The organism is Pseudochrobactrum asaccharolyticum, assembly GCF_003314995.1.
Classification (GTDB): domain Bacteria; phylum Pseudomonadota; class Alphaproteobacteria; order Rhizobiales; family Rhizobiaceae; genus Pseudochrobactrum; species Pseudochrobactrum asaccharolyticum.
In genome coordinates this window covers 49,668-70,387 of record NZ_QNRH01000011.1, presented here as the reverse complement: position 1 = coordinate 70,387, position 20,720 = coordinate 49,668, and the positions used below count along the sequence as shown (strand labels likewise).

Annotated in this window: 18 protein-coding genes; 4 read left to right on the top strand and 14 right to left on the bottom strand. The window is 48.1% G+C overall.

Annotation, left to right across the window (positions count from 1 at the left end):
- Window positions 1-669: 669 nt before the first annotated feature.
- From DFR47_RS19205 to DFR47_RS19160, 10 genes are all read right to left on the bottom strand, one after another.
- Window positions 670-2,406 carry an ABC transporter ATP-binding protein gene (locus DFR47_RS19205; protein WP_113946128.1) on the bottom strand — a complete coding sequence of 579 codons (1,737 nt, stop codon included), beginning with the start codon at window positions 2,404-2,406 and terminating at the stop codon, window positions 670-672.
- On the bottom strand, window positions 2,399-3,253 hold the full coding sequence (locus DFR47_RS19200; RefSeq protein ID WP_113946127.1) for an ABC transporter ATP-binding protein: 855 nt from the start codon (window positions 3,251-3,253) through the stop codon (window positions 2,399-2,401). Before DFR47_RS19200 ends, DFR47_RS19205 begins: the two co-directional genes overlap by 8 nt.
- Entirely contained in the window at window positions 3,250-4,311 is a 1,062-nt protein-coding gene (locus tag DFR47_RS19195) for a FecCD family ABC transporter permease (RefSeq protein WP_113946126.1), read from the bottom strand. Before DFR47_RS19195 ends, DFR47_RS19200 begins: the two co-directional genes overlap by 4 nt.
- Window positions 4,308-5,348: a FecCD family ABC transporter permease gene (locus DFR47_RS19190; protein ID WP_113946125.1), complete on the bottom strand. Its 1,041-nt coding sequence runs from the start codon at window positions 5,346-5,348 to the stop codon at window positions 4,308-4,310. Before DFR47_RS19190 ends, DFR47_RS19195 begins: the two co-directional genes overlap by 4 nt.
- Entirely contained in the window at window positions 5,345-6,178 is an 834-nt protein-coding gene (locus tag DFR47_RS19185) for a siderophore-interacting protein (protein WP_245416650.1), read from the bottom strand. The genes DFR47_RS19190 and DFR47_RS19185 overlap by 4 nt, the downstream gene beginning before the upstream one ends.
- Window positions 6,179-6,182: 4 nt before the next feature.
- Window positions 6,183-7,139, bottom strand: a complete 957-nt coding sequence (locus tag DFR47_RS19180) for an iron-siderophore ABC transporter substrate-binding protein (RefSeq protein WP_113946124.1) — start codon at window positions 7,137-7,139, stop codon at window positions 6,183-6,185.
- 51 nt (window positions 7,140-7,190) lie between these two features.
- Window positions 7,191-9,644 carry a TonB-dependent siderophore receptor gene (locus DFR47_RS19175; protein WP_113946123.1) on the bottom strand — a complete coding sequence of 818 codons (2,454 nt, stop codon included), beginning with the start codon at window positions 9,642-9,644 and terminating at the stop codon, window positions 7,191-7,193.
- Window positions 9,645-9,779: 135 nt separating this feature from the next.
- Entirely contained in the window at window positions 9,780-10,769 is a 990-nt protein-coding gene (locus tag DFR47_RS19170) for a FecR family protein (protein WP_281011670.1), read from the bottom strand.
- 127 nt (window positions 10,770-10,896) lie between these two features.
- Window positions 10,897-11,397, bottom strand: a complete 501-nt coding sequence (locus tag DFR47_RS19165; RefSeq protein WP_113946121.1) for a sigma-70 family RNA polymerase sigma factor — start codon at window positions 11,395-11,397, stop codon at window positions 10,897-10,899.
- 683 nt (window positions 11,398-12,080) lie between these two features.
- Window positions 12,081-12,494, bottom strand: a complete 414-nt coding sequence (locus tag DFR47_RS19160) for a winged helix-turn-helix transcriptional regulator (RefSeq protein WP_113946120.1) — start codon at window positions 12,492-12,494, stop codon at window positions 12,081-12,083.
- An 88-nt stretch (window positions 12,495-12,582) separates the two neighbouring features.
- Between DFR47_RS19160 and DFR47_RS19155 the strand changes: the two genes are divergently transcribed.
- Window positions 12,583-13,470 carry an NmrA/HSCARG family protein gene (locus DFR47_RS19155; RefSeq protein ID WP_113946119.1) on the top strand — a complete coding sequence of 296 codons (888 nt, stop codon included), beginning with the start codon at window positions 12,583-12,585 and terminating at the stop codon, window positions 13,468-13,470.
- Window positions 13,471-14,247: 777 nt separating this feature from the next.
- Here DFR47_RS19155 and DFR47_RS19145 read toward each other — a convergent pair.
- A complete protein-coding gene (locus DFR47_RS19145; RefSeq protein WP_113946117.1) occupies window positions 14,248-14,535 on the bottom strand; it encodes a muconolactone Delta-isomerase family protein in 288 nt (95 codons plus the stop codon).
- A 38-nt stretch (window positions 14,536-14,573) separates the two neighbouring features.
- Complete coding sequence (locus tag DFR47_RS19140; protein WP_170137567.1) at window positions 14,574-15,326, bottom strand: alpha/beta fold hydrolase; 753 nt, start codon at window positions 15,324-15,326, stop codon at window positions 14,574-14,576.
- A gap of 531 nt (window positions 15,327-15,857) precedes the next feature.
- Between DFR47_RS19140 and DFR47_RS19135 the strand changes: the two genes are divergently transcribed.
- The 3 genes from DFR47_RS19135 to DFR47_RS22390 all read left to right on the top strand — a co-directional run bounded on the left by DFR47_RS19135 (window position 15,858) and on the right by DFR47_RS22390 (window position 18,836).
- The gene (locus DFR47_RS19135; RefSeq protein WP_113946115.1) at window positions 15,858-17,000 is read left to right on the top strand and encodes an FAD-dependent oxidoreductase; all 1,143 of its coding nucleotides are present in this window, start codon (window positions 15,858-15,860) and stop codon (window positions 16,998-17,000) included.
- A 275-nt stretch (window positions 17,001-17,275) separates the two neighbouring features.
- Window positions 17,276-18,435, top strand: a protein-coding gene (locus DFR47_RS19130; protein ID WP_113946114.1) for an IS3 family transposase whose coding sequence is annotated in 2 segments (ribosomal slippage) — window positions 17,276-17,540 and window positions 17,540-18,435 — 1,161 coding nt in all. Because the reading frame shifts where the segments join, the coding sequence is not laid out codon by codon here.
- Between the two features lie 149 nt (window positions 18,436-18,584).
- A complete protein-coding gene (locus tag DFR47_RS22390; protein ID WP_113946113.1) occupies window positions 18,585-18,836 on the top strand; it encodes an FAD-dependent oxidoreductase in 252 nt (83 codons plus the stop codon).
- 21 nt (window positions 18,837-18,857) lie between these two features.
- Here the strand turns inward: DFR47_RS22390 and DFR47_RS19120 are convergent, their stop codons facing one another.
- Window positions 18,858-19,604, bottom strand: coding sequence for an NUDIX domain-containing protein (locus DFR47_RS19120; RefSeq protein WP_170137566.1), 747 nt, complete (start codon window positions 19,602-19,604; stop codon window positions 18,858-18,860).
- A gap of 48 nt (window positions 19,605-19,652) precedes the next feature.
- Window positions 19,653-20,717, bottom strand: coding sequence for an ABC transporter ATP-binding protein (locus DFR47_RS19115; RefSeq protein WP_113946111.1), 1,065 nt, complete (start codon window positions 20,715-20,717; stop codon window positions 19,653-19,655).
- Window positions 20,718-20,720: the final 3 nt, after the last annotated feature.

Sequence of the window (20,720 nt, the reverse complement as noted above, 5' to 3'; positions counted from 1 at the left end):
CTTTGGAGGGCTTGCGGCCATAGCTTTCCGCGGTATCGTTGAAACTGAACTTCAAAGAAAAGCCCTTGGCCTCCGCTTCTCCGGCCTGACGAATGAAAGCGGACACTCTGTAAACCACTCCTTCTCAGACGTTGAATGCATGATAAGCGGAACGACCGCTATGGAATGCGTGTGGATGCTACGCTAACGTCCGGAATAGGCGCGATTACGGTCCGGCAGCTGCCGTCCGCAAAGCTGCCGTTCGATTATCATGAACGCTCAATAAAGATCGAGTGCGAGACAAATGTCTATATATCGCGATGGTTCATACTTTTTTGGATTGCCCCTTGCTCCCACATCACGGTCATTAAGTATTGTATGTGGTTGCGTGGTTCGTCACCCCCGATTTGAACCTGTTTTAGCTAAAGCACTGTTATAACTGATAAAACGAGTTTGCGATGCTTTTCGGGGGGTTTCGACAAACAAAAATCATCATCCAATTATTTGAATTAATTGAGTATTTTGAATTTTGTTTGGTTGCGGGGGCGCGCAACCACCGATACCGACATTCATTGACAATCCTGATTTAAAGTTTTGTTCTAGAACTAAAATCAAAGACTCCGATTTTGCATTACTAGCAAAAAATCAATCATCTACAGTATCGCTTAGAAAGCACATTAGAATGGTTACCTAAACGCGCCACGGATAATTTTGTGCAAGATGCAGACGGCGATAAGGTCCATCCTGTTTTGCCAATAATTCTGCGTGCGAGCCTTCCTCAGCAATAGATCCATCTTCCACCACAAAAATACGATCCGCATTGACGATAGTCGCAAGCCGGTGTGCAATAATCAATGTAGTCCGGCCCTCTGCTAAATCAGCAAGTGATTGCTGGATGGCACGTTCAGTCTCCGTGTCTAGTGCCGATGTTGCTTCATCAAGAATGAGGATCGGTGGATTTTTTAAAAAGATACGAGCAATAGCCAAGCGCTGTTTCTGTCCGCCTGAGAGTTTAACACCGCGTTCACCGATGATCGTATCAAGACCAGAGGGAAGTGCTGCAATCACATCATTCAAGCGTGCACGTCGCGCGGCTTCGATAATCTCCGCTTCGGTTGCATCAAGGCGGCCATATGCAATATTCTCACGAATAGTGCCCGCGAATAAAAAAACATCCTGTTGAACTATGCCTACATTTTTACGCAATGATTGCAACGTCATATCTCGAATGTCGATATCATCGACTTTGATCACACCGCCAAGCACATCATAAAAACGCGGCAGCAGTGAACAAATTGTCGTCTTACCAGCGCCCGATGAGCCAACAAAGGCGACAGTCTCGCCCGCAAAAATCGAAAAGCTTAAACTCGCGAAGACAGGTTTATTCGCCGAATAACCGAAACAGACATGGCTATAATTAATGCGCCCTTTCAATCGATCAACGTTAATGGCCGTGTCCCGATCTATAATGTCTGCTCTCGTGTCAAGAAATGCCAAGTAACGCTGAAATCCTGCAATACCGCGCGGATAGGTCTCAATGATTGAGTTGATTTTGTCTATTGGCCTGAAAAAGACCCCCACTAAAAGTAAAAAACCGACAAAGCCGCCTGACGTTAATTCACCCTGCACAACATACCATGCGCCAATCAGCATGACGACGACCTGAACAAAGCGCATTGAAAGATAGGACAGCGACATGGATGCGGCTATCACTTTGTAAGCTTCAAGTTTGGTAAGCAGATAGTTGCGGTTATTTTCGGCAAACAAAGCTCGCTCATAAGCCTCATTGACAAAGGCCTGTACAACGCGAATACCGCCAATATTTTCCTCTATACGCGCGTTGAACTCCCCGATCCGGCTATAAAGCGCATGTGAATTGGCCGTCATCCGTTTACCGTAGATCGTAGTCATTATAGCTATGACCGGAACGATGGTCGCAGTGATCAGTGCCAATGGCTGATGCACCCACATCATCAGCAGGAAGGCGCCGATCAAAGTCATTAATGCTATGAATAAATCTTCGGGGCCATGATGAGCCACCTCGCCAATTTCTTCCAGATCCTTGGTCAGTCGCGCAACGAGGTGGCCGGTTTTCTGATTGTCAAAAAAACCGAAAGAAAGTTTTTGCAAATGATCAAAGGCTTTACGACGCATTTCAGTTTCAATTTTGAGCCCGAGCATATGTCCCCAATAAGTGACAATCACTTGAAGCCCCGAATTGATCAGATAGATAAAGAACAGACCAAATGTGGCGAGCGCAATCATGCCGATCTGATTTGTCGGCAAAAGGCGATCAATAAATAACGTTACAGCTATTGGAAAAGCGAGTTCCAAAAGCCCTGCCACAACCGCCGATGCAAAATCGAGCAGGAATAAAAAACAATGTGGACGATAATAAGCCGCAAAGCGTTTCAGGTCATCATACACAATATTGCTCCGTTTCTAAGCGGCAAGATTTCTCAACAGCATCAGGCTTATGCCGCCCTTTGGGCACAATAAGTGGCGTATGGGAAACCGGATCAGGAATAATAATGGATGACAAGCCAAAGACTTGCTCAACCAGTTCGGGCGTTACGATCGCTGACGGTCTGCCCTTTGCAACAATTGCCCCGTCTTTCATTGCGATCAAATGCGAGGCATAACGACAAGCCTGATTGAGGTCATGCAGCACAGCAACAATGGTGCGCCCCTCATTATTGAGTTCAGCCAGTAAATCCATGAGTTCAATCTGATGTGCAATATCAAGGAACGTGGTCGGCTCGTCTAATAATAGAATCGGTGTCTCTTGTGCCAGCACCATGGCAATCCAGACACGCTGACGCTGACCGCCGGAAAGATCCGCAACCTGACGCCCTGACAGACTGACAATACGCGTTGCCTCCATCGCTCTGATAACAGCGTCTTCATCGGCACTCGACCATTGCCGGAAGAAGGATTGATGCGGATAGCGACCACGCGCTACCAGATCAGCAACACTGATACCTTCTGGCGCAATCGAACTTTGTGGCAAAAGGCCAAGGCAGCGAGCCACCTCTTTGGCTGTGCGATCGGTTATATTTTTACCATCCAGCATCACATTTCCGGCAGACGGAAACAGCAGTCTCGAAAGTGCGCGCAAAAGTGTGGATTTACCACAGGCATTCGGCCCCACGATCACAGTGAAGGAGCCATCCGGTATAGAGACCGATAGATTTTGAGAAATTATGCGCTCTTCATAGCGCAATGACACATTAACCGTGTGAAGACGGCCAACCTCTAATTGCGAATTAGTCATTTGCGACCCTCCCGTATCAATAGCCAAACAAAATAAAGCCCGCCAATACTCACCGTCATGACACCAACCGGGAGTTGGGAACGAAAGGCGTGCTGCGCAGCCCAATCGGCAGCCAATAGCAAAAGCCCTCCCATCAAGGCTGACGGTACGAGCGCAACATCAGCTGAGCGGTTCAAGCGTCTTGCAATCTGTGGTGCAGCAAGCGCAATGAAGGAAATCGGACCTGCTGCGGCAGTGACGATTGCAGTAAGCGCCACACCAAGCACCATCAACGCAACTCTCACTCTGTTGCTGTTGACGCCTGAAGCACGGGCGATATCATCGCCCATCTCAAGTTGCGCCATCATACGCGAAAGAAAGATGACCAATGGAGCAACAACGGATAGCGCGATAAAAACCGGCCCAAGCTGTTCAAACCCCAGACCATTGAGTGAACCAGCGCCCCATATGGCCGCACTCATCGCAATTTGTAGTTCTGCCTCACGGATCATCCATATATTGAAAGAAGACAACATAGCGGCGACACCAATGCCAACAATAATGAGCCGGAAACCTTGCACGCCGCGCTGATAGGCCAACAGATAAACAGCTATTGCGGTGAGAATACCGCCAATCAGTGCACCAATTGCGGTCTCATAATAACCACCGGAAAAAAGTAGCATGACCACCAGAGCACCAGTGTAAGATCCTGCAGAGAAACCGATAATATCAGGCGATCCGAGAGGATTACGGGTTAAACTCTGAAAAATCGCTCCGCTCATAGCAAGTGCAGCGCCCAGCAAAAAAGCCAGAGCAATGCGGGGAAGACGCCATTCCATGACAATCATCCGCACCTGAGCGTCACCATCCCCTGTGAACGCGCGTAATATATCAGTCAGCGTGATCGGATATTTACCACTCAGCAGCGAAAAAACAGTAACGCAAACCGACAGAACCAGAAGCGCGAGACAAATAAATAATGAGCGCGTATCCAGCCGAACCGATAAATGCCCGCCAAAGCTGCGCACACTATGCACAGAACGACCAAAATTAATACGAGAAGACTGAGTGCCACTCATAGGCCGCTCGCTTGTCTGCGCCGCGCCAACAGGATTAAAACTGGCGCACCAATAAAAGCCGTCACAATGCCGGTTTCAAGCTCACTTGGATGGAGAAGGAGACGTCCCACTATGTCCGCTGATAACAGCAAAACCGGAGAATAAAGCATCGTCAGAGGAATAATCCGCCGTTGATCGGGGCCGGTAAACCATCGCACCACATGCGGCACCATCAGGCCGATAAAACCAATAGGGCCACAAGCAGCCGTACCTGCACCTGCAAGCAATGTCACCGCAATCAGTGTCAGTATTCGTGCGCGCAGAATATTGGCTCCGAGCGAATGAGCCAGATCGTCCCCAAGCGCCACGGCATTCAGAGATCTTGCAGCGATAAGCGCAATTACCAAGCCGATCCCGATAAATGGAGCAACGGTTACAACCACGCCCATATCACGTCCGGCAATGGAACCGATTGACCAAAAACGCATGGCATTAAATGTTTGCGGATCAAGTAATGTGATTAAAGAACCGATGCCACCAAGAACCGCCGATAAAGCAACACCAGCCAATACCAACCGCACGGGTGTCGCCCCATCACGACCGCTCGTACCCAAGGCATAAACAACAAGTGTAACGACAATTGCGCCTAAAAAGGCAAACCAGAGATATGCACCGATGGAATGAAAACCGAGCACGCCAACTGCCAGCGTCACAGCGAATGCTGCCCCTGCATTGACACCTAATATTCCCGGGTCTGCGAGCGGGTTGCGGGTTGCAGCCTGTATCAATGCACCAGACACGCCAAAGGCAGCCCCGCAGAGGATACCAAGCAGGGTTCGCGGCAAGCGATATTCCACCAGCACAATATGATCAAACGACCACGGGTCGGGTGCGATTAAAGCCTGAAACATCCTTTCAGGTGAAATCAGTCTGGCACCCACAAGAAGGCTGATGACTGATATACAAGCAAGCAAAACAACACCGCACAAAAAAACGGAAGTGGCCTGACGTCCGGTGGTGGATGACACGATATCAGACCTTATGAAGTCCCGCCTCATCCGCGCGACTGGCCTTCAATCCAATAGCCGATAGCCTCAATGCAGTTTTTGTCGAAGCCAAGCGTATCGCGAAAATGCTTACGGCTTTGCGACACCATTTTTGCTTCACCAGCGATATAAATATAACCATTGCCCTCTGGCAGTGCCGTAATACCGGCCGCGATAGCCGCAAGTCTTGAATGCTCCGTCCCGCCCGTTCTTTTTGTATGGGTAATGTGCCAAGTCAGATCAAGTTCCGCCTGCGTTTTCAAAGATTGCCGATCTTCTTCCAACGGTATTTCGACATGAACATACGCAGCAAAGTCGGATGGTAATTCTTCCATCACCCTAGCAACAGCTGGCAAACCAGTAATATCTGTTACCATCAGCAACCAATCTGTTTGCTTTGGCATGCGAAAACGACCACCGGGATTGCAAACACCAACGCGATCGCCGATGCGTGCTGATCTTGCCCATTCGGTGGCAAGCCCGCTATCATGAGCAACAATATCAATTGTCATTTCATGACGAAAACCATCCCAGTAACGCACAGTGTAGGGACGATCCGGACATGGCTCAGCTCCATCCGGCCATCTCCATTTTCCGTTCTCATCACGAACTTGCAAAGTCAAAGGCGTATCAGCATTTGGCTGAAAACTCAGCCTCACCCACTCATCAGGGCAGCCGCTGGAAATAAAACGTTCCCCGTCTTCAACCTTGAAAATGAACCTTGTCATCGAGGGTGTTATTTCTTCAAAAGAAACGACATCCGCCCAGAAGCAATCATAGACATAGGGTATGGGATCAGACACGGTGTCTGTCTTTTTTTGAACCGCAACACGACCACTCAATCATCTAATCCTTCGTTAATCTTGCGGCATCCGCCAGCCGCGTTGCAAAACTTTGAAAACCATAAGGTATTGATAAAACACTCAGCGCAGACGTGGCCCAAAGCTCAACCGGACTTTCCAGCGCCACATAAGATCCACGTCTTACTGAGCCCAGTGCCTGAAAAAGCGACTGCGCTTCCAGCGCCGCACGCGCATCATCTGCAAACCAAAGAATGAGAATATCCGCGTCGATGCTGTCGATTGTCTCAAGGCTTACAGACGTTGAAAACTCATGAGGATATTGTTTGCCAAGGGCTTCCACTCCGGCTGAAAGTTTCAGCCCCATCAGCCGCAAGGCCTCCACACGGGGATCAGAGGGCAAATAAACGACAAGATTGCCGGAACCGGAGAAATATGTGCCGAACGTAAATGTCTTGCCCGTCAGTTCAGGATAAGACTTTCCAAGCTTCACAAGAAAATCATCCGCCCCTTCAACAAGCTTTTCTGCTTTATCAGATTTGCCGAGTGCTTCGCCGGTGATCGTCATCTGCTCACGCCAATCAGCGCGCCATGGCCCGGAACGATATGCGACCGTTGGTGCAATCGACGAAAGGCGCTTATAGGACATCTGATGGAGGCCGGAATAAACACCGAGAATGAGATCCGGCTTGAGCGCAGCGATGACCTCATAATCAATGCCGAAATTAAGAAGAACTGGTGTGCTCTTCAGTTTTTCTTCATTCCACGGAAATATCCCGCTTGGAAAGACGCCGTAACGAGGCATTGCCAACGGTGTCACACCAAGGGCTAACAGGGAATCCTCTCCGCTCCATCCCAGAGTGACAATGCGCTCGGGCGGAGTTTCAATTACAGTTGACCCCAGGCCATGTTTCACCACGAGCGGAAAACTGGCGTCTGCCCAAGCAGCGCCATAACTTCCATATCCCAGAAGAGCCAGATATGTGAGTAAGATAAGCTTCATAATGCCAACGTCATCTGAAGCCTGATGCAGCCTGCTGCATCAGGCAACAAGTCAGAATGTGTGTTTCAGGTTCAGCCTGAATTCACGTGGCGCACCCATCCAATTATTCAGCCCTACAGTCGGATCAATTGACGTGTAGTAACGTTTGTCAAAAATATTATTGACGTTGAATTGGATCACCGTCTTCTCAGTCAGGTCATATTTAGCCATCACGTCAGCAACGACAAATGCCCCCTGCTTCAAGTCAACAGTTTGGGTTTTGGAATAGATTTTGCTTTGCGCGCGCACACCACCGGCAATCGTCCAATGTTCGTCCGGGAAGGAATAAGACGTATAGAGCTTGAATACATGTTCTGGTGCCTGGGTCGTATTAAAACGCTGACCATCCAGACTGCCTTCTGTATATTTAGACACGGCATAAGTGTAGCCTGCCATCATGTTCCAGCGATCAGTGATAGCGCCGCGCATTTCCAACTCGATACCTTTGGTTTCGACGCCGTCAACACCTTCGTAGCAGCTGCTTGCGAGAGGATTACAATAGGAAATTCCAATAATTTTTTGCCCGACATTGTCACGTTTGGTACGGAACACCGCGGCAGTGGCAGAAAGTTGACCATCCAGAAAATCCGCCTTAACACCGGCCTCAAGATTGGTGCCTTTGATCGGATCAAGTAAATGACCATCGCGGCCATAGTAGTTCTGCGGTTTGAAAATACCGGTATAGCTGGCATAAACGGTCAGATCAGACGCGACATCATAAACAAGGCCGACATAGGGCACGAAATTCGCATTGGCGCTATAATCGGAATATGTTGTCGCTCCCGTCTTATAAGTGGTCATTTCCTGATCCCACTTCCACCATGATATCCTGCCGCCGGCAATCAGCTTAAGATCATCGGTGAGACTAAAGCGTGCAGAGGCATAAGCACCCAGCTGATCCGTCTTTTCCTCACTTCCGCTGGTTAAAGCAATAGCATCAGGCTCAGGATCAGCACTCGGATCCCAATTGGTCGGATCCATGATCAAAGCATCATAGTTAGAAACACCGACGCTCAGTTTGGTTCTGGATGCATTAACACCAAAAACGAAATCATGCTCTCTGCCAAAGAGTTCTACCGGCCCTGAAGTATTGACATCAAATGAGTAAACATCGTTTTCGTAAGGGAAGCGCCCCGGGTAAAACCAAAGATTATCGCCAATCCACCAAGTGTAGCCACCACGCATATCAGCTCTCGACCAGGCAGCGCGTCCATCGATGTTCAATTTCCAGCCATTATCAAAACGATGTTCAAGATCAAGGAACAAAGTATTTTGACGACGGTTCAAATAGTCCCACTCATGTCCAAGAAATGTAGAAGGGCTGAAATTATAAAAAGAACCATCTGGTCGTGCCGGCAAGCCGCCCCAGTCAAATCCGTCGATTTTTTGATCCTGATAACTATAGCCGATATTAAATGTCGTATCTTCAGTCAGATCAGCATCGATGGTTCCGTAAAACAGGCCATCGCGGTTGGAATAATAATCCTTGTAACTATCGCCAGCACCGAATGCGCCAACGATACGGGCGCGCACGGTTTTTTCTTCATTGAGAGGTCGGGAATAATCAATAACAGCACGTCCATTGCCCCATGATGAGGCTCGCGTGGTAATCGTTGTCTTCTCCTTCTCAAGCGGGCGCTTGCGTATCAGATTGATTGCACCAGACGGATTGCCCGCGCCTGTGGTCAGCCCTGCCGCCCCCTTAATGACCTCGACCCGGTCATACATGTCCATATCATCCTGACCATCGCTATCGCGGGCAAAATAATGAACATTGTTAGAAACGCCATCATATTGAATATTGTCGATTTCTAACCCTCGCGACCAATATTCATGGCGAACACTTGATGCACCGATTTTTGTGGTTATCCCTGGCGTATCAGCCAGTGCTTGATCGAGTGTCAGATAATCTTTGTCATCGATCATCTGTCTCGTCACGACAGATACCGATTGCGGCGTCTCTCTGATCGACATCGGCAGTTTCAAAGCAGTCGCCATTGAGCGTGCTGTATAAGAATTTGTACCTTCGGTTGTCGCACCACCTTGTGCTTGTACCGTAATTGTTTGAAGTACAATGGAACCATCAGACGAAGTATTTTCGCCTTGAGTGCCTGTCTTCGTAATGAGAAGTGTTTTTGGGCTACTGAAGTGATAATTCAGACCTGTGCCCGACAGTAAACGTCCAATAGCAGCATTAGGCGTCAGTGAACCTGAAACACCGGCGGAGGAAAGACCTCGCAATGCCGCAGCATCAACAGATACTTGAATGCCGGCTTGCTGACCAAAAAGCGTAAGAGCATTCTGAAGAGACTGAGGTGGGATATTAAAAGCTTTATTTTCTGAGTTTAATGCTGGGGCAGCAGGTTCCTGCGCCTTTGCTGGCAAGGCAACCGTTATCGTTGCCAGCGCTGTGCTCATCCATAATGCGCTGACAAAAACCTGTCTAACAATTCCCTTGCTTGGCATTCTCCAAACCCTTTCATCTTCAGCAAGAGGGGCGATGCGATCACACCGTCAAAACCCTCTTACATAAAGAACGAAACAGGCGGGATTATTTTCAGAGAAAAATACTCAAGTTTTAAAAAATCTTATTATTTGGTTTCAATAACGACTAATGACAGTCAAAAACCCACTAACTTGGCGCATTTGAGCACCATGCGCCTGTGCAACAGCACCGAGTGCATCGATCGGATTTTTAAGATCGTAAACGCCTGTAACTCGTTGTTCACCGAGATTTCCATCAGCTAATATGATCGTACCCTTATAGTGCCTGCGTAGTTCGCTGACGACATCAGCAATTGGCCAATCTTTAACCACTAGCATACCGCTACGCCATCCACCGGCGAGTTCTGGAGAGTCATTGCCGCGCTCAATCTCACCATTGTGGGAAATCCTCAGCCAGTCACCAGCTTCCAAAGGCGCACCAAGTGCTTGATCCGCTCCTACACTCGCAACTCCCACGCGCCCATGGTTCACAGCGACAGCAACTCCACCGGCAATCAGCTTTACATCAAAAGCTGTGCCAAGAACTGTTGTTTCAACATTCGATGCCTCCACCTTAAATGGCCTATTCTTATTAGGCACAACTTCAAAATAAGCTTCTCCGGTCAACAAGCGAATGAGCCGTGTTTGCGGCTCAAAGGCAACCTCAATTGCGCTATCAGCGCCTAGATGGACAACACTTCCATCTTCCAAAACCATCTGACGCATTTCGGCAGTGGCAGTTGAGTAGTCAGCTGCCAGCCATATACTGATTGCAGGCTGGAAAATGATGGCCATACAGACAGACAATGCACCTGCCGCTAATGCAGCAATATTGCGCGGGCGAAATTTTGTCCGCGAAGATGTCAATCGGTTATGTGACTGAGACCTATTCGCTTTTGCCATCATATCGTCGGAAGCTTGACCAGCCATGCCTACAGTATTCCAGACATATTGTGCTTCATTCCATGCAGGCGGATTTTCGGAACTACTCTTGCACCAAGCATCAAAACGAGCTTGCAAATCCGCATCGTCAGGGGCTTCCTGAATAGCTATCAACCAATGAAGTGCTTCCCCACAGGCTTTTTCTGATGGTGCATTCGATTTAATGAGTCTGTCTCCCGAAAGAACTTACGGCGCTTTGATAGCTTGCTAACCAATCAATTGAAATAACGCATCTATATAAAGAACGATCGACAACGCTCTTTTTTCAACAACTGATTCATATGGCTAAGTTTCATTTCAAAAGCCGTTTACGGCAATGTTGCAATCCCTCATAAACAAGGGCATGAGCAAGTGCGACTGAGATGCCTAAATGGCTGGCGATTTCCTTCAGCTTACACCCTTCGAAACGGTGCATATGGAGAGCTATTCGCGTTCGCTCAGGCAACTCCTCCATAGCATCGATCACGATGCGTAATTCATCCCGATCCGCTAAGATGTCTTCCTGTGAAGGCCGATCCTCAGCCACGGCCTCAAAATCCGCATTGTCGTCATATCGCCGTCGTTCAATACCAGAACGTCTTATCCAATCGATTGCAAGATTACGAATGATACGACGAAGATAGCGTACCGGTTCATCTAGTGATCGATCCACAGCTGATGATTTCAGACGAAGGAACGCTTCTTGAACAACATCCTCGCCCTGCGAGCGATCGCCTACGATAGCTGTGGCATAGTCAATCAGTTCGACACGATGGTCCAGATATATCCTGAGGTTCTTTTCAGAATAACTCAACTTATATTACCTCATGAATACCATAGCCCAGATAGATAGAAAGGTTCACCAACACGCTTGTCCACCATCATAAATGCGGTTCCAAAAGCCGTTTCAAATTTACCAATTATAATTGATTAAAGCTGAAAAAGACCACCAACAAACATGAGTAAAATACACATCTTTTCAATGATATCACTCAAAATCTCTGAAAGATCATTAAATTAGGATGAAAACGAATTACGGAAATGACTACCAAGCAACCACTCAAGAGGCTTATGCCATAATGAATTTTGTTTTTTATGTGCTTACTTGAACAATGTCAGTTATCATCTCCACCTACAAAAACAATCCATTGTGTATGGTTGCGCGGTTCGTTACCCCCGATTTGAACCTGCTTCAGCTAAAGTACTGATATGTCTTATAAAACGAGATTTTAGCGTGTTTCGTAGGCTCTGTCTACTAGCCAATTATTTGAATTTATTGAAGGTTTTAAGTTGTATCTGGTTGCGGGGGCGCACAACTACCGATACCGACATTCACTTAAGGTCGCGATCTAGGTACTTTTAAAACGAAAATACGATCCTGCCAGAGCATTTATGCAGATCCTTATGAAGGCATATCCCTAGTTAAATCGCCGCGCAAACAAGCAAAGCCAACCTAAAGAGCCTCCACGTATCTTAACTTATCTCAGGGCTTTAGCTTTACAACTCCGCTTGATCGTAAGCCTGTCGATTTGCTTTAATGTCATTCAGATTATCTTGAATCCAAGAGTTAAAAGGCTCAAGCGCCCGCAAGGCTCCATACCCAACCTCTGTCAGCTCATATTCCACACGTGGCGGCACTTCAGGGTAATAATGACGTATAACAAACCCTTCACGCTCGAGATTACGCAATGTAAGCGTCAACATACGCTGAGTGATTTCACCCACTTCTTTTTTCAACTCTGAAAAGCGGTATCGGTAATTCTCAGCGCGAGAAAGGTGCCAAAGAACGGGTACTGTCCACTTGTCAGCTAACAAACTGCAAACTCCATTTGAAGGAATAAGTCTGATCTGCCTGTCTATGTCTGATCCCCGCATTGTATCAGCATCAATCTGTTCATCCAAAGGTATCATGCTTGTGCCTTACGCTGAAAAATGTGCCGTCTTCCGGCATAATTACATTCTATATATAAACTGTCCTTGTTAAAAGTGAGGACTTAAAATGACCAATATCAAGCACCCCATTCTGGTTTTCGGAGCCACCGGAAAACAGGGAGGATCTGCTGCCAAAGCTTTATTAAAGGCAGGCTGGCCTGTGCGCGCGTTCGTTCAGGAAACCAGCAAAGCCGCTGCATTGCAATTGGAAGCTGATGGGGTCGAGCTTGTGCAAGGGGCTCTTGAAAAGACCGATGCTATTCGATCAGCAATGAAAGATGCATATGGCGTCTTTAGCGTGCTCCCAGGTAATCTGACTGCCGAAGACGAAGTTCGTTATGGTATATCGATTGCAGACATAGCTGCTGAAACAGGCATCAAACATTTTGTTTATTCGTCAGGCGCTAGCGTGGGAAATCAATATACAGGCATTCCACGTTTCGATGCCAAGCCTCGTATCGAAACCCATGTTCGGCAGCTCGACATGGTTACCACCATCATCCGTCCAATGATTTTTATGGAAATGCTTGTGCGCCCCGGATTCGGTCTGGAGAAAGGCCGTTTGATTTCTCTTATCCAGCCGGATCATTCTATTCAACTAACTGCCACACAAGACATAGGTAAGTTTTTAGTTGCCATATTTGCCGACAAATCCCGCTTTGGCGGCGCCACACTTAAGATCGCCAGTGACCGTCTGACTGGGCGTGAGCTTGAGGCCGCAATCAGCAAAGCAGCCGGTTATCCAATAACCTATGAACGGTTTTCCGACAACGTATTCGCAACAAACGCAGATCTCGCACATATGGCAAAAAGTCTAGCAGACGGGCCACTTTCCGAGCCGCTCGACCTTGACATATTGCGTGAGATCAACCCCGAACTGCTGACTTTTGCGTCCTGGCTCGCAACCTTCGGGCGCAACGCACTCAATAAAGCTTTGTCGCCATCAGTGCGATAACATCATCGCCAGCTTTAAGAAGAAAATCTATATCGAGATAACTGGACATTTTGATTAGCCATAAAATCCATAATGAGAAGCGTAAATTTTGCTATCTGCTAACAAGAGTATTCGCCAGGCGGAAGCTGTGCCCGGGCGATGGCATTGTTCCCAGTATCAGCGTATCCATGTAGTATTCATCGGTGACGTTATCGATCGCCGCGTCAATCTGGAACTGCTCGTTGAATTTATAGCTCACGAACACATCAACTAGCGTCCATGGTTTCCACTTAACCAGTTCGATCGTGCCTCCCCCGGAGTTCATCGTGTTAAAAAGCACTCCGCTGACGCCTCGCGCACAGATACGATCAAACGGCTACCAATGGTCAATTGTTCATCAAAGACAGGAGCATCAAGCGTTAACGACACACTGTCCTTGAAGGGCAACTGATTGACAACATAACTGTTTTCCGTACTGCCAGGATTGCAGAGCGCATATGGAGTGTGTGAATTAAAGTTCCCCGGTCGGTAGCAGAAATTCGTATGCTTGTAATACGTGTAAAACAGATCATCCGCCCGAAGGGACGGGCATTTGAGCGGATCCGCGTGGCACGCGCACAATCCGTGCAAATGTCTGGTGCTGCAAAAAGGCCGACCAAAGCGGCTTCACCGCCGGGTCGGCCTCGGATGTACGGGAGATCGGTGGCCGACCTCTCGCCCTTTCTTCAGTAAATCAGGCGATAATGGCACTCACATTTGATCAAATGTGAGTGCCATTAAAACACCATCAGCTCACTGCTAACTGTAAAAACCTGTATACGGTTCTAACGGAAAGATTTCATGTTTGACGTATCCGTCCCGTTCAAGAGGATAACCGGCGATCAGCTCTTTAAGTGCTTCAAGAGAGTTCGCCTCGAATAAGCACATTGCTCCGCGATGCTCGCTGATCAGCCATATGTTTCGCAGTTGTGCGGCGGCATAATATTCCTGCGATTGTGCGAATTCTGCTTTCAGAGCAAGAGCGATTTCTTTGGGTTCGGTTTTCTGAAATTTGTCAGTGGGGCGGCCAAGAACCATAAATTGCATAGTAAACTCCTTTGGGGTCGTAGGATCAGAAATAACTGTTATTTCGTGGGTGAATTTTGTTCGAAACGAGCGACAAATGAACTTACTGTTTCGTAAAACTCGTCGGGTTTTTCGATGTCGATAAGTTCTCCCGCTTCCTTCAGAATAACGAGCTCTGCATTCGGAATACCGCGCGCGAGTTCTTCCGATAAAGGCAGCGGTGTGCACAGGTTTAGCTCTCCACAGATCACCAGAGACGGCTGGCTGATCCTCGGAAGATGCTCCAGCGTATCGTGTGCGATGAGCATATTGATGCGCTGGATTGCAATTTCTCTGTCGCCCGGCTGTTCAGGATTGTTTACAGCGCGGTCGATCCACATCTGCACACGTTCCGTGTTTTCTCGCCAAAAACGGGGCGAAAAGAGAAACAGTGCATATGCGGGGTAGAGATCAGCCCTCTCCCATTCCGCTGCCATTATACGTCTTGCCGCGAATTCAGCGCGAGTAAAGGGATCAAACCGAGCCCATGTTGACGACAAGGTCAAAGTTTTGACGGAGTCGGGATGAGATAGCGCAAGGTGTTGTGCGATCGCTCCCCCGGTGGATGCTCCTACGACGTGTGCAGGCACCGCACCGAGATGCAGCAGTAATGCATGCATGTCTTCGGCCAGTTGCTCGGTGCTATGCCCGTCTTGTGTGTGAGTGCTGCGGCCAGTTCCTCGATGATCGGGAACTATGACAAAGTAATCAGCAGCGAAACGCTCAATTTGCTTGCCCCAAGCGGCTCCAATGCCACCGAGCCCAGTTATCATGAGCAAGGCAGGTTTTGTAATCAGGAATCGGTGTGTGAACGACCGAAGACGGATCGAAGTGCATGCGGATCCGAGTAAGCTGGACGAGGCAAACCGCTTATATGTGGTCAGCATCAGAAGATGAGTGAGCTTCTGGCCGTCTATAACGACGCTGAATTTATGGCCATTGCCCATTTTTTAGAGCGTACCAGTGAGGTTCTGGCTGAACAAAAACGTCTGGTTTCAGTAGTCACGGAATAAGTCAGATTTCTTTTGTAGAAAATGACCTGATTTAACAAGCATCGCAACTGAGCAATTCAGGCGATTGAGGACGTCCTCGGCTAATTGTGAGGTGAAACTGTTTCCCTCAGGGCATTGACGAATGCAAGAATATCCTTTTTGATAAGTACGTCGCGAAAATCGGCGCCACGTTAGGCATTTGCTCTGCGGCGCCGCATACACGTCCATCATGCAGCAGCATGGTCGGCCAGCGTCTCCTTAACCCTTCTTCAGCGTTCTAAACGCTGAAGTGACACATGGAGCGCAAAGCAATTGGCTAAAACTATTGGAATTATCGGGGCCGGTCTTGGAGGCCTAACACTATCACGCGTTCTGCATTTGAGCGGTATCAATACCATTATCTTCGAAGCTGACACCTCGCCACGAGCAAGGCCGCAGGGTGGTTTGCTTGATATTCATGAGCATAACGGTCAGCTTGCCCTCAAACAAGCGGGACTCTATGAGGAGTTCCTGAAGCTTGTTCGTCCTGCCGAGGATGCCAAGCGGATTATGGACAAAGACGGCACAGTCCTGCTGGATATCCGAGGAAGCCCGTTATCTCAGCGGCCCGAAGTCGACAGAGGCGAACTTCGTGACATGCTAATCAACTCGCTGCCAGAGCACGTGATCCATTGGGACCACAAAGCAACGTCCATTGATGCGTTTGGAACTAACCAATATGAAGTAAAGTTTGCGAACGGCAGAGCTTTCAGAGCCGATCTTTTGGTCGGTGCGGATGGCGCTTGGTCCAAGGTACGTTCACTGATGACTAGTGCTAAGCCTGAGTATTCTGGCACCTGTTTTATCGAAATAGCATATCCCGCTGACGGAAGAGAGGCCGAAGGACTTGCTGCTGTGATCGGCACAGGTACACTAATTGCAATTGCGCCAGGCAAAGGCATTATCGCACATCGTAATGCGGATGGCAGTATTGCAGGTTACGTTGCGCTGAATAAACCTGAGAGTTGGATTAAGTCTATCGACTTCAGTCATGCGCAAAATGGTCGAGAAGTCGTTTCAGCACAATTTAAGGGCTGGTCAGAACAGCTCGTTAACTTCATAACAACGAGCACACTAGAAAATCCGGCCATCCGCCCAATCTTTGCATTGCCGGTGGGACACGAATGGTCGCGAAAGGCTGGCATCACGCTAATAGGCGATGCGGCACACCTGATGTCACCGTTCGCAGGCGAAGGCGCCAACTTGGCTATGTATGACGGAGCCGATCTTGCGGGAGCAATTATCGCCAATCCCAACGATCTAGAGCGGGCCATATTGACATATGAGCGCGCGCTGTTCGAGCGAAGTCTTGATGTGGCCAGAATGTCAGCAGAGAACCTGAAATTATTCTTTGGTGAAACCGCTCCACATAGTGTGGTAGATCTCTTCAGCGGCTTGTTCTCGCCTGAACCATAACTACTAAGCGCTCACCATGGATGTTAAAATTAAAGAGATCTAGAACTTTGATGAATTCAATCGCAAATTGCTGATTTGAAAAGCTAGGCGGACGAAAAAACAAGCATGAGGGCACGAAAATTGATAGAAGTGAAGAAGATAAGCAACGTCCCACGGCTCCCATTGCCGAACATCTCGTTGCATGGATCGCATTCGTAGTAGTTTTCGAGTTGGTCTGCCCCCTGCAAAGTGATCCTTTTTGAAGTATGGCTTATGAGCCACAGAAGGACATTGAAATGGCAGCGAAAAGACACAAGGCAGAAGAGATCGTCACGAAATTACGTCAGGTTGACGTTCTGAATGCGCAAGGTAAATCGATGGCGGAGGCGATCCGTTCGATAGGCGTTACGGAAGTTACATATTATCGTTGGCGTGCCGAATATGGTGGCCTGAAGGGCGATCAGGTGAAGCGCTTGAAGGAGTTGGAGACTGAGAACGCTCGTCTGCGGCGTGCAGTTTCTGATCTTACCTTGGACAAGATGATTTTGGCGGAGGCCGCTAGGGGAAACTTTTAAGCCCCGCTCGCCGCCGTGCTTGTGTGGATTATGTCACCGCAGAGTTGGGCGTGTCCGAACGACGGGCATGCCGGATTCTCGGTCAGCATCGTTCCACGCAACGCAAAATCGCAAAGCCCCCAGATGATGAAGCGGCATTGACCGCCGACATCACGGCGCTCGCACTCCAGTATGGCCGATATGGCTATCGTCGCATCAATGCGATGCTGCATCAAGCTGGTTGGCTCGTGAACGTCAAACGGGTCGAGCGGATATGGCGACGGGAGGGGCTGAAGGTTCCACAAAAGCAACCCAAGCGCGGTCGGCTCTGGTTGAACGACAGTTCATGTATCCGACTTAGGCCGGAATACCCCAACCATGTCTGGTCCTACGATTTTGTTGAGGATAGGACGCACAATGGCAGGAAAATCCGCATGCTCAACGTGATCGACGAGTTCACGCGAGAATGTATCGCCATCAGGGTTGAGCGAAAACTAAAGGCTGTGGATGTCATCGATGTCCTGACTGACCTGTTCATCCTGCGGGGTATTCCTGGGCATATTCGTTCCGACAATGGCCCGGAATTCATCGCCAAGTCATTGAGGGAGTGGATTGCGCTTGTAGGTGCCAAGACGGCTTACATAATGCCAGGCAGCCCATGGGAGAACGGCTATTGCGAAAGCTTCAATTCCAAACTCCGCGACGAACTGCTCGACGGAGAAATCTTCTATACACTCAAGGAGGCAAAGATCATCATCGAAGGCTGGCGACGGCACTACAACACTGTGCGGCCTCATTCGTCATTGAACTACAAACCACCGGCCCCCGAAGCCACCGTGTGGCATCGCCAAAATGGCCCAACTTCAACTCCGGCAGTGGCGGTCAACTCGAGTATGCACTAACATTAAACCCGGATCACCCGATGGGGGCAGACCATGCCTCATCAGTTTTTTGTCCGATGGATAAAGGGTTGCGGATGACGACTGGCGCGGAAATCGCGCAGTATCCAAATGGAAAAATATAATATCGCCAATTAGACTATGCGGAAGCAATGACACGTTCGGTGATGCAAATTGAAGAACCAGTTGAGGCAGAACCATGGTCGGGTTGGAGACCTTGTATTCCGGATATGCTACCCGTCGTTGGAGCTCTTTCAAAGCATAAAGGCTTATGGTGTAATTTTGACCATGGGCATCAAGGCTTCACACTTAGTCCCACGACTGCCTGTACTCTTGCAGAACAGACTATTAAAGGTATTTCAAATGAAGTATCTTTGACGCTATCACCAATGAGGTTCATATAAAAGATTTCCTATGTAGATGAATTAAATCTTTGTCAGCAATCTTCGACAAACCAATTCTGTATTATATTTAAAGCGATCATACCCAGTAAGCAGATGTTGTAATTGTGTTTTGCTTACGCAAAATGTTTCAATGATCTCCCCATCGCAACAGGCAGGCTTAAAACTGTCTGGCAATTCAAGATTGTAGATCACCAATTTTTCACGATGATAACCTTCTGGACTGATATATTCAGCCATAATTGTATCCGGCTCGGATAGTCCCTGTAATTGATCACTTGTTAGGCTCGCCTCCTCCCACGCTTCCATTATGGCTGTTTCCAATAGTGTTTTACCGTAAGGTTGACCTCCGGCAACCATTGTGTCCAAGTGAAGAGGTGCAGAACGGCGGTTTTCTGCGCGTCTAGCCAGCCAAATTTTGGGCTCTTCGCAATTTGTTATTATACCGTTTATGTGGACTTTAACTCCCAAAAAACCCATTGCCCTCAAAGCACTTCGATCAATCTTTGCTAAGATTTCACCCTCAAAATGCGCCATAACAGCCATAGCCTCACCGCGATATTCACCGATATGTCCGTACTGGTATAAAGCCTGTGTAATGTGCCTCAGGCGCTCTTCTAAAGCTTGACCCCTTTGTGGAAGTATTAAGCCCTTTTCAGTGTTTTCAACGAGGTTTTCTGATATCAGAATATGAGCAACTTGAGGTGAAACAACACCAATGAAGTCAGACATTCTATCAATAAAAACAGTTATATAATTATCAGGTAGCATGGTCATTCCAATTGACAGATACAAGAATATCAAACTAAGAGTGCGGTTCTAAGCATCAAAAAAAGCGATGGCGTCATCAGCCTGAAAAGAAAAGGCAACGACTTCTCCGATTGTAACTTTTTGTGGTGCTAAAATGGAAAAATGATCGGTATCAATGCGGATCGTTAAGCGCCATTGGCGACCTTCATAAAGACAGTTAGTAACGATACCAGAAAGGATATTTTGTCCTTCCTCACCGAAAGAACCATTTCTAAACCGAATAGATGCAGGATGCAGCATCACCATAGCGGCAGTAGAATTTTGTTTTGCCGAAGGACTGCCGTTACGGTTCTTTATTTCAACTGCTTGGTCACCAATGAATAGTTGTTGACCTGAAATACAGTAACGACCTTTCAAGCGGATATCATAGCCCGCCAGCATGGCCACCCATTCTGATGATGGAGAGGCAAAAAGATCCTCCGGTGTACCTTGCTGTTCAATTGTTCCTTTACGCATAACAATCAAGCGATCAGCAAATGTACAGGCCTCCAAAGGATCATGGGTAACATATAGCACTGTTCCGCCAAACTCCTTGAAAAGCTCTGCAAATTCAAGACGCATTTCCATACGAAGCTGAACGTCGAGGTTAGATAAAGGCTCGTCTAGTAACAAGATTTTAGGACGTGTCGCCAGTGCTCTGGCTATGGCTACACGTTGCTGCTGACCACCCGACAACTCTGATGGCAAGCGCATGGCCAGTGTATCAATTCGCAAAAGATTAAGTAGTTTCTCTACTCTTTCACGCCGCTCATGTTGATCAAGATGTTTTAATCCATAACCAACAATCTCAGACACCCGCATATGTGGCCACAAAGCAAAATCTTGGAACACCATGTTTACGTTGCGTTTGTGTACCGGCAGAAGAGTTTTTTCATCGGAAACGACATCATTGCCGATATAGATTTTTCCTTGATCTGGCTTATCAAGCCCCGCGACAAGTCGCAGTAAAGTTGATTTTCCGCATCCGGATGGCCCGACTAAACAAGCGACTTCGCCTTCCTTAATCGTTAAGGACAAGTTCTTCAAAACGGGTATTGTGCCGAAATTGCGGCTTATATTGTCAAACACAAGCATATT

What these genes read in the sequence shown, in the direction of transcription:
- DFR47_RS19155 (WP_113946119.1), top strand. Translation starts at nt 12,583, where the DNA reads ATGACCAATATCAAGCACCCCATTCTGGTTTTCGGAGCCACCGGAAAA.
- DFR47_RS19145 (WP_113946117.1), bottom strand. Translation starts at nt 14,535, where the DNA reads ATGCAATTTATGGTTCTTGGCCGCCCCACTGACAAATTTCAGAAAACC.
- DFR47_RS22390 (WP_113946113.1), top strand. Translation starts at nt 18,585, where the DNA reads ATGACACGTTCGGTGATGCAAATTGAAGAACCAGTTGAGGCAGAACCA.
- DFR47_RS19180 (WP_113946124.1), bottom strand. Translation starts at nt 7,139, where the DNA reads ATGAAGCTTATCTTACTCACATATCTGGCTCTTCTGGGATATGGAAGT.
- DFR47_RS19200 (WP_113946127.1), bottom strand. Translation starts at nt 3,253, where the DNA reads ATGACTAATTCGCAATTAGAGGTTGGCCGTCTTCACACGGTTAATGTG.
- DFR47_RS19175 (WP_113946123.1), bottom strand. Translation starts at nt 9,644, where the DNA reads ATGCCAAGCAAGGGAATTGTTAGACAGGTTTTTGTCAGCGCATTATGG.
- DFR47_RS19120 (WP_170137566.1), bottom strand. Translation starts at nt 19,604, where the DNA reads ATGCTACCTGATAATTATATAACTGTTTTTATTGATAGAATGTCTGAC.
- DFR47_RS19140 (WP_170137567.1), bottom strand. Translation starts at nt 15,326, where the DNA reads ATGATAACTGGGCTCGGTGGCATTGGAGCCGCTTGGGGCAAGCAAATT.
- DFR47_RS19115 (WP_113946111.1), bottom strand. Translation starts at nt 20,717, where the DNA reads ATGCTTGTGTTTGACAATATAAGCCGCAATTTCGGCACAATACCCGTT.
- DFR47_RS19195 (WP_113946126.1), bottom strand. Translation starts at nt 4,311, where the DNA reads ATGAGTGGCACTCAGTCTTCTCGTATTAATTTTGGTCGTTCTGTGCAT.
- DFR47_RS19160 (WP_113946120.1), bottom strand. Translation starts at nt 12,494, where the DNA reads ATGATACCTTTGGATGAACAGATTGATGCTGATACAATGCGGGGATCA.
- DFR47_RS19190 (WP_113946125.1), bottom strand. Translation starts at nt 5,348, where the DNA reads ATGAGGCGGGACTTCATAAGGTCTGATATCGTGTCATCCACCACCGGA.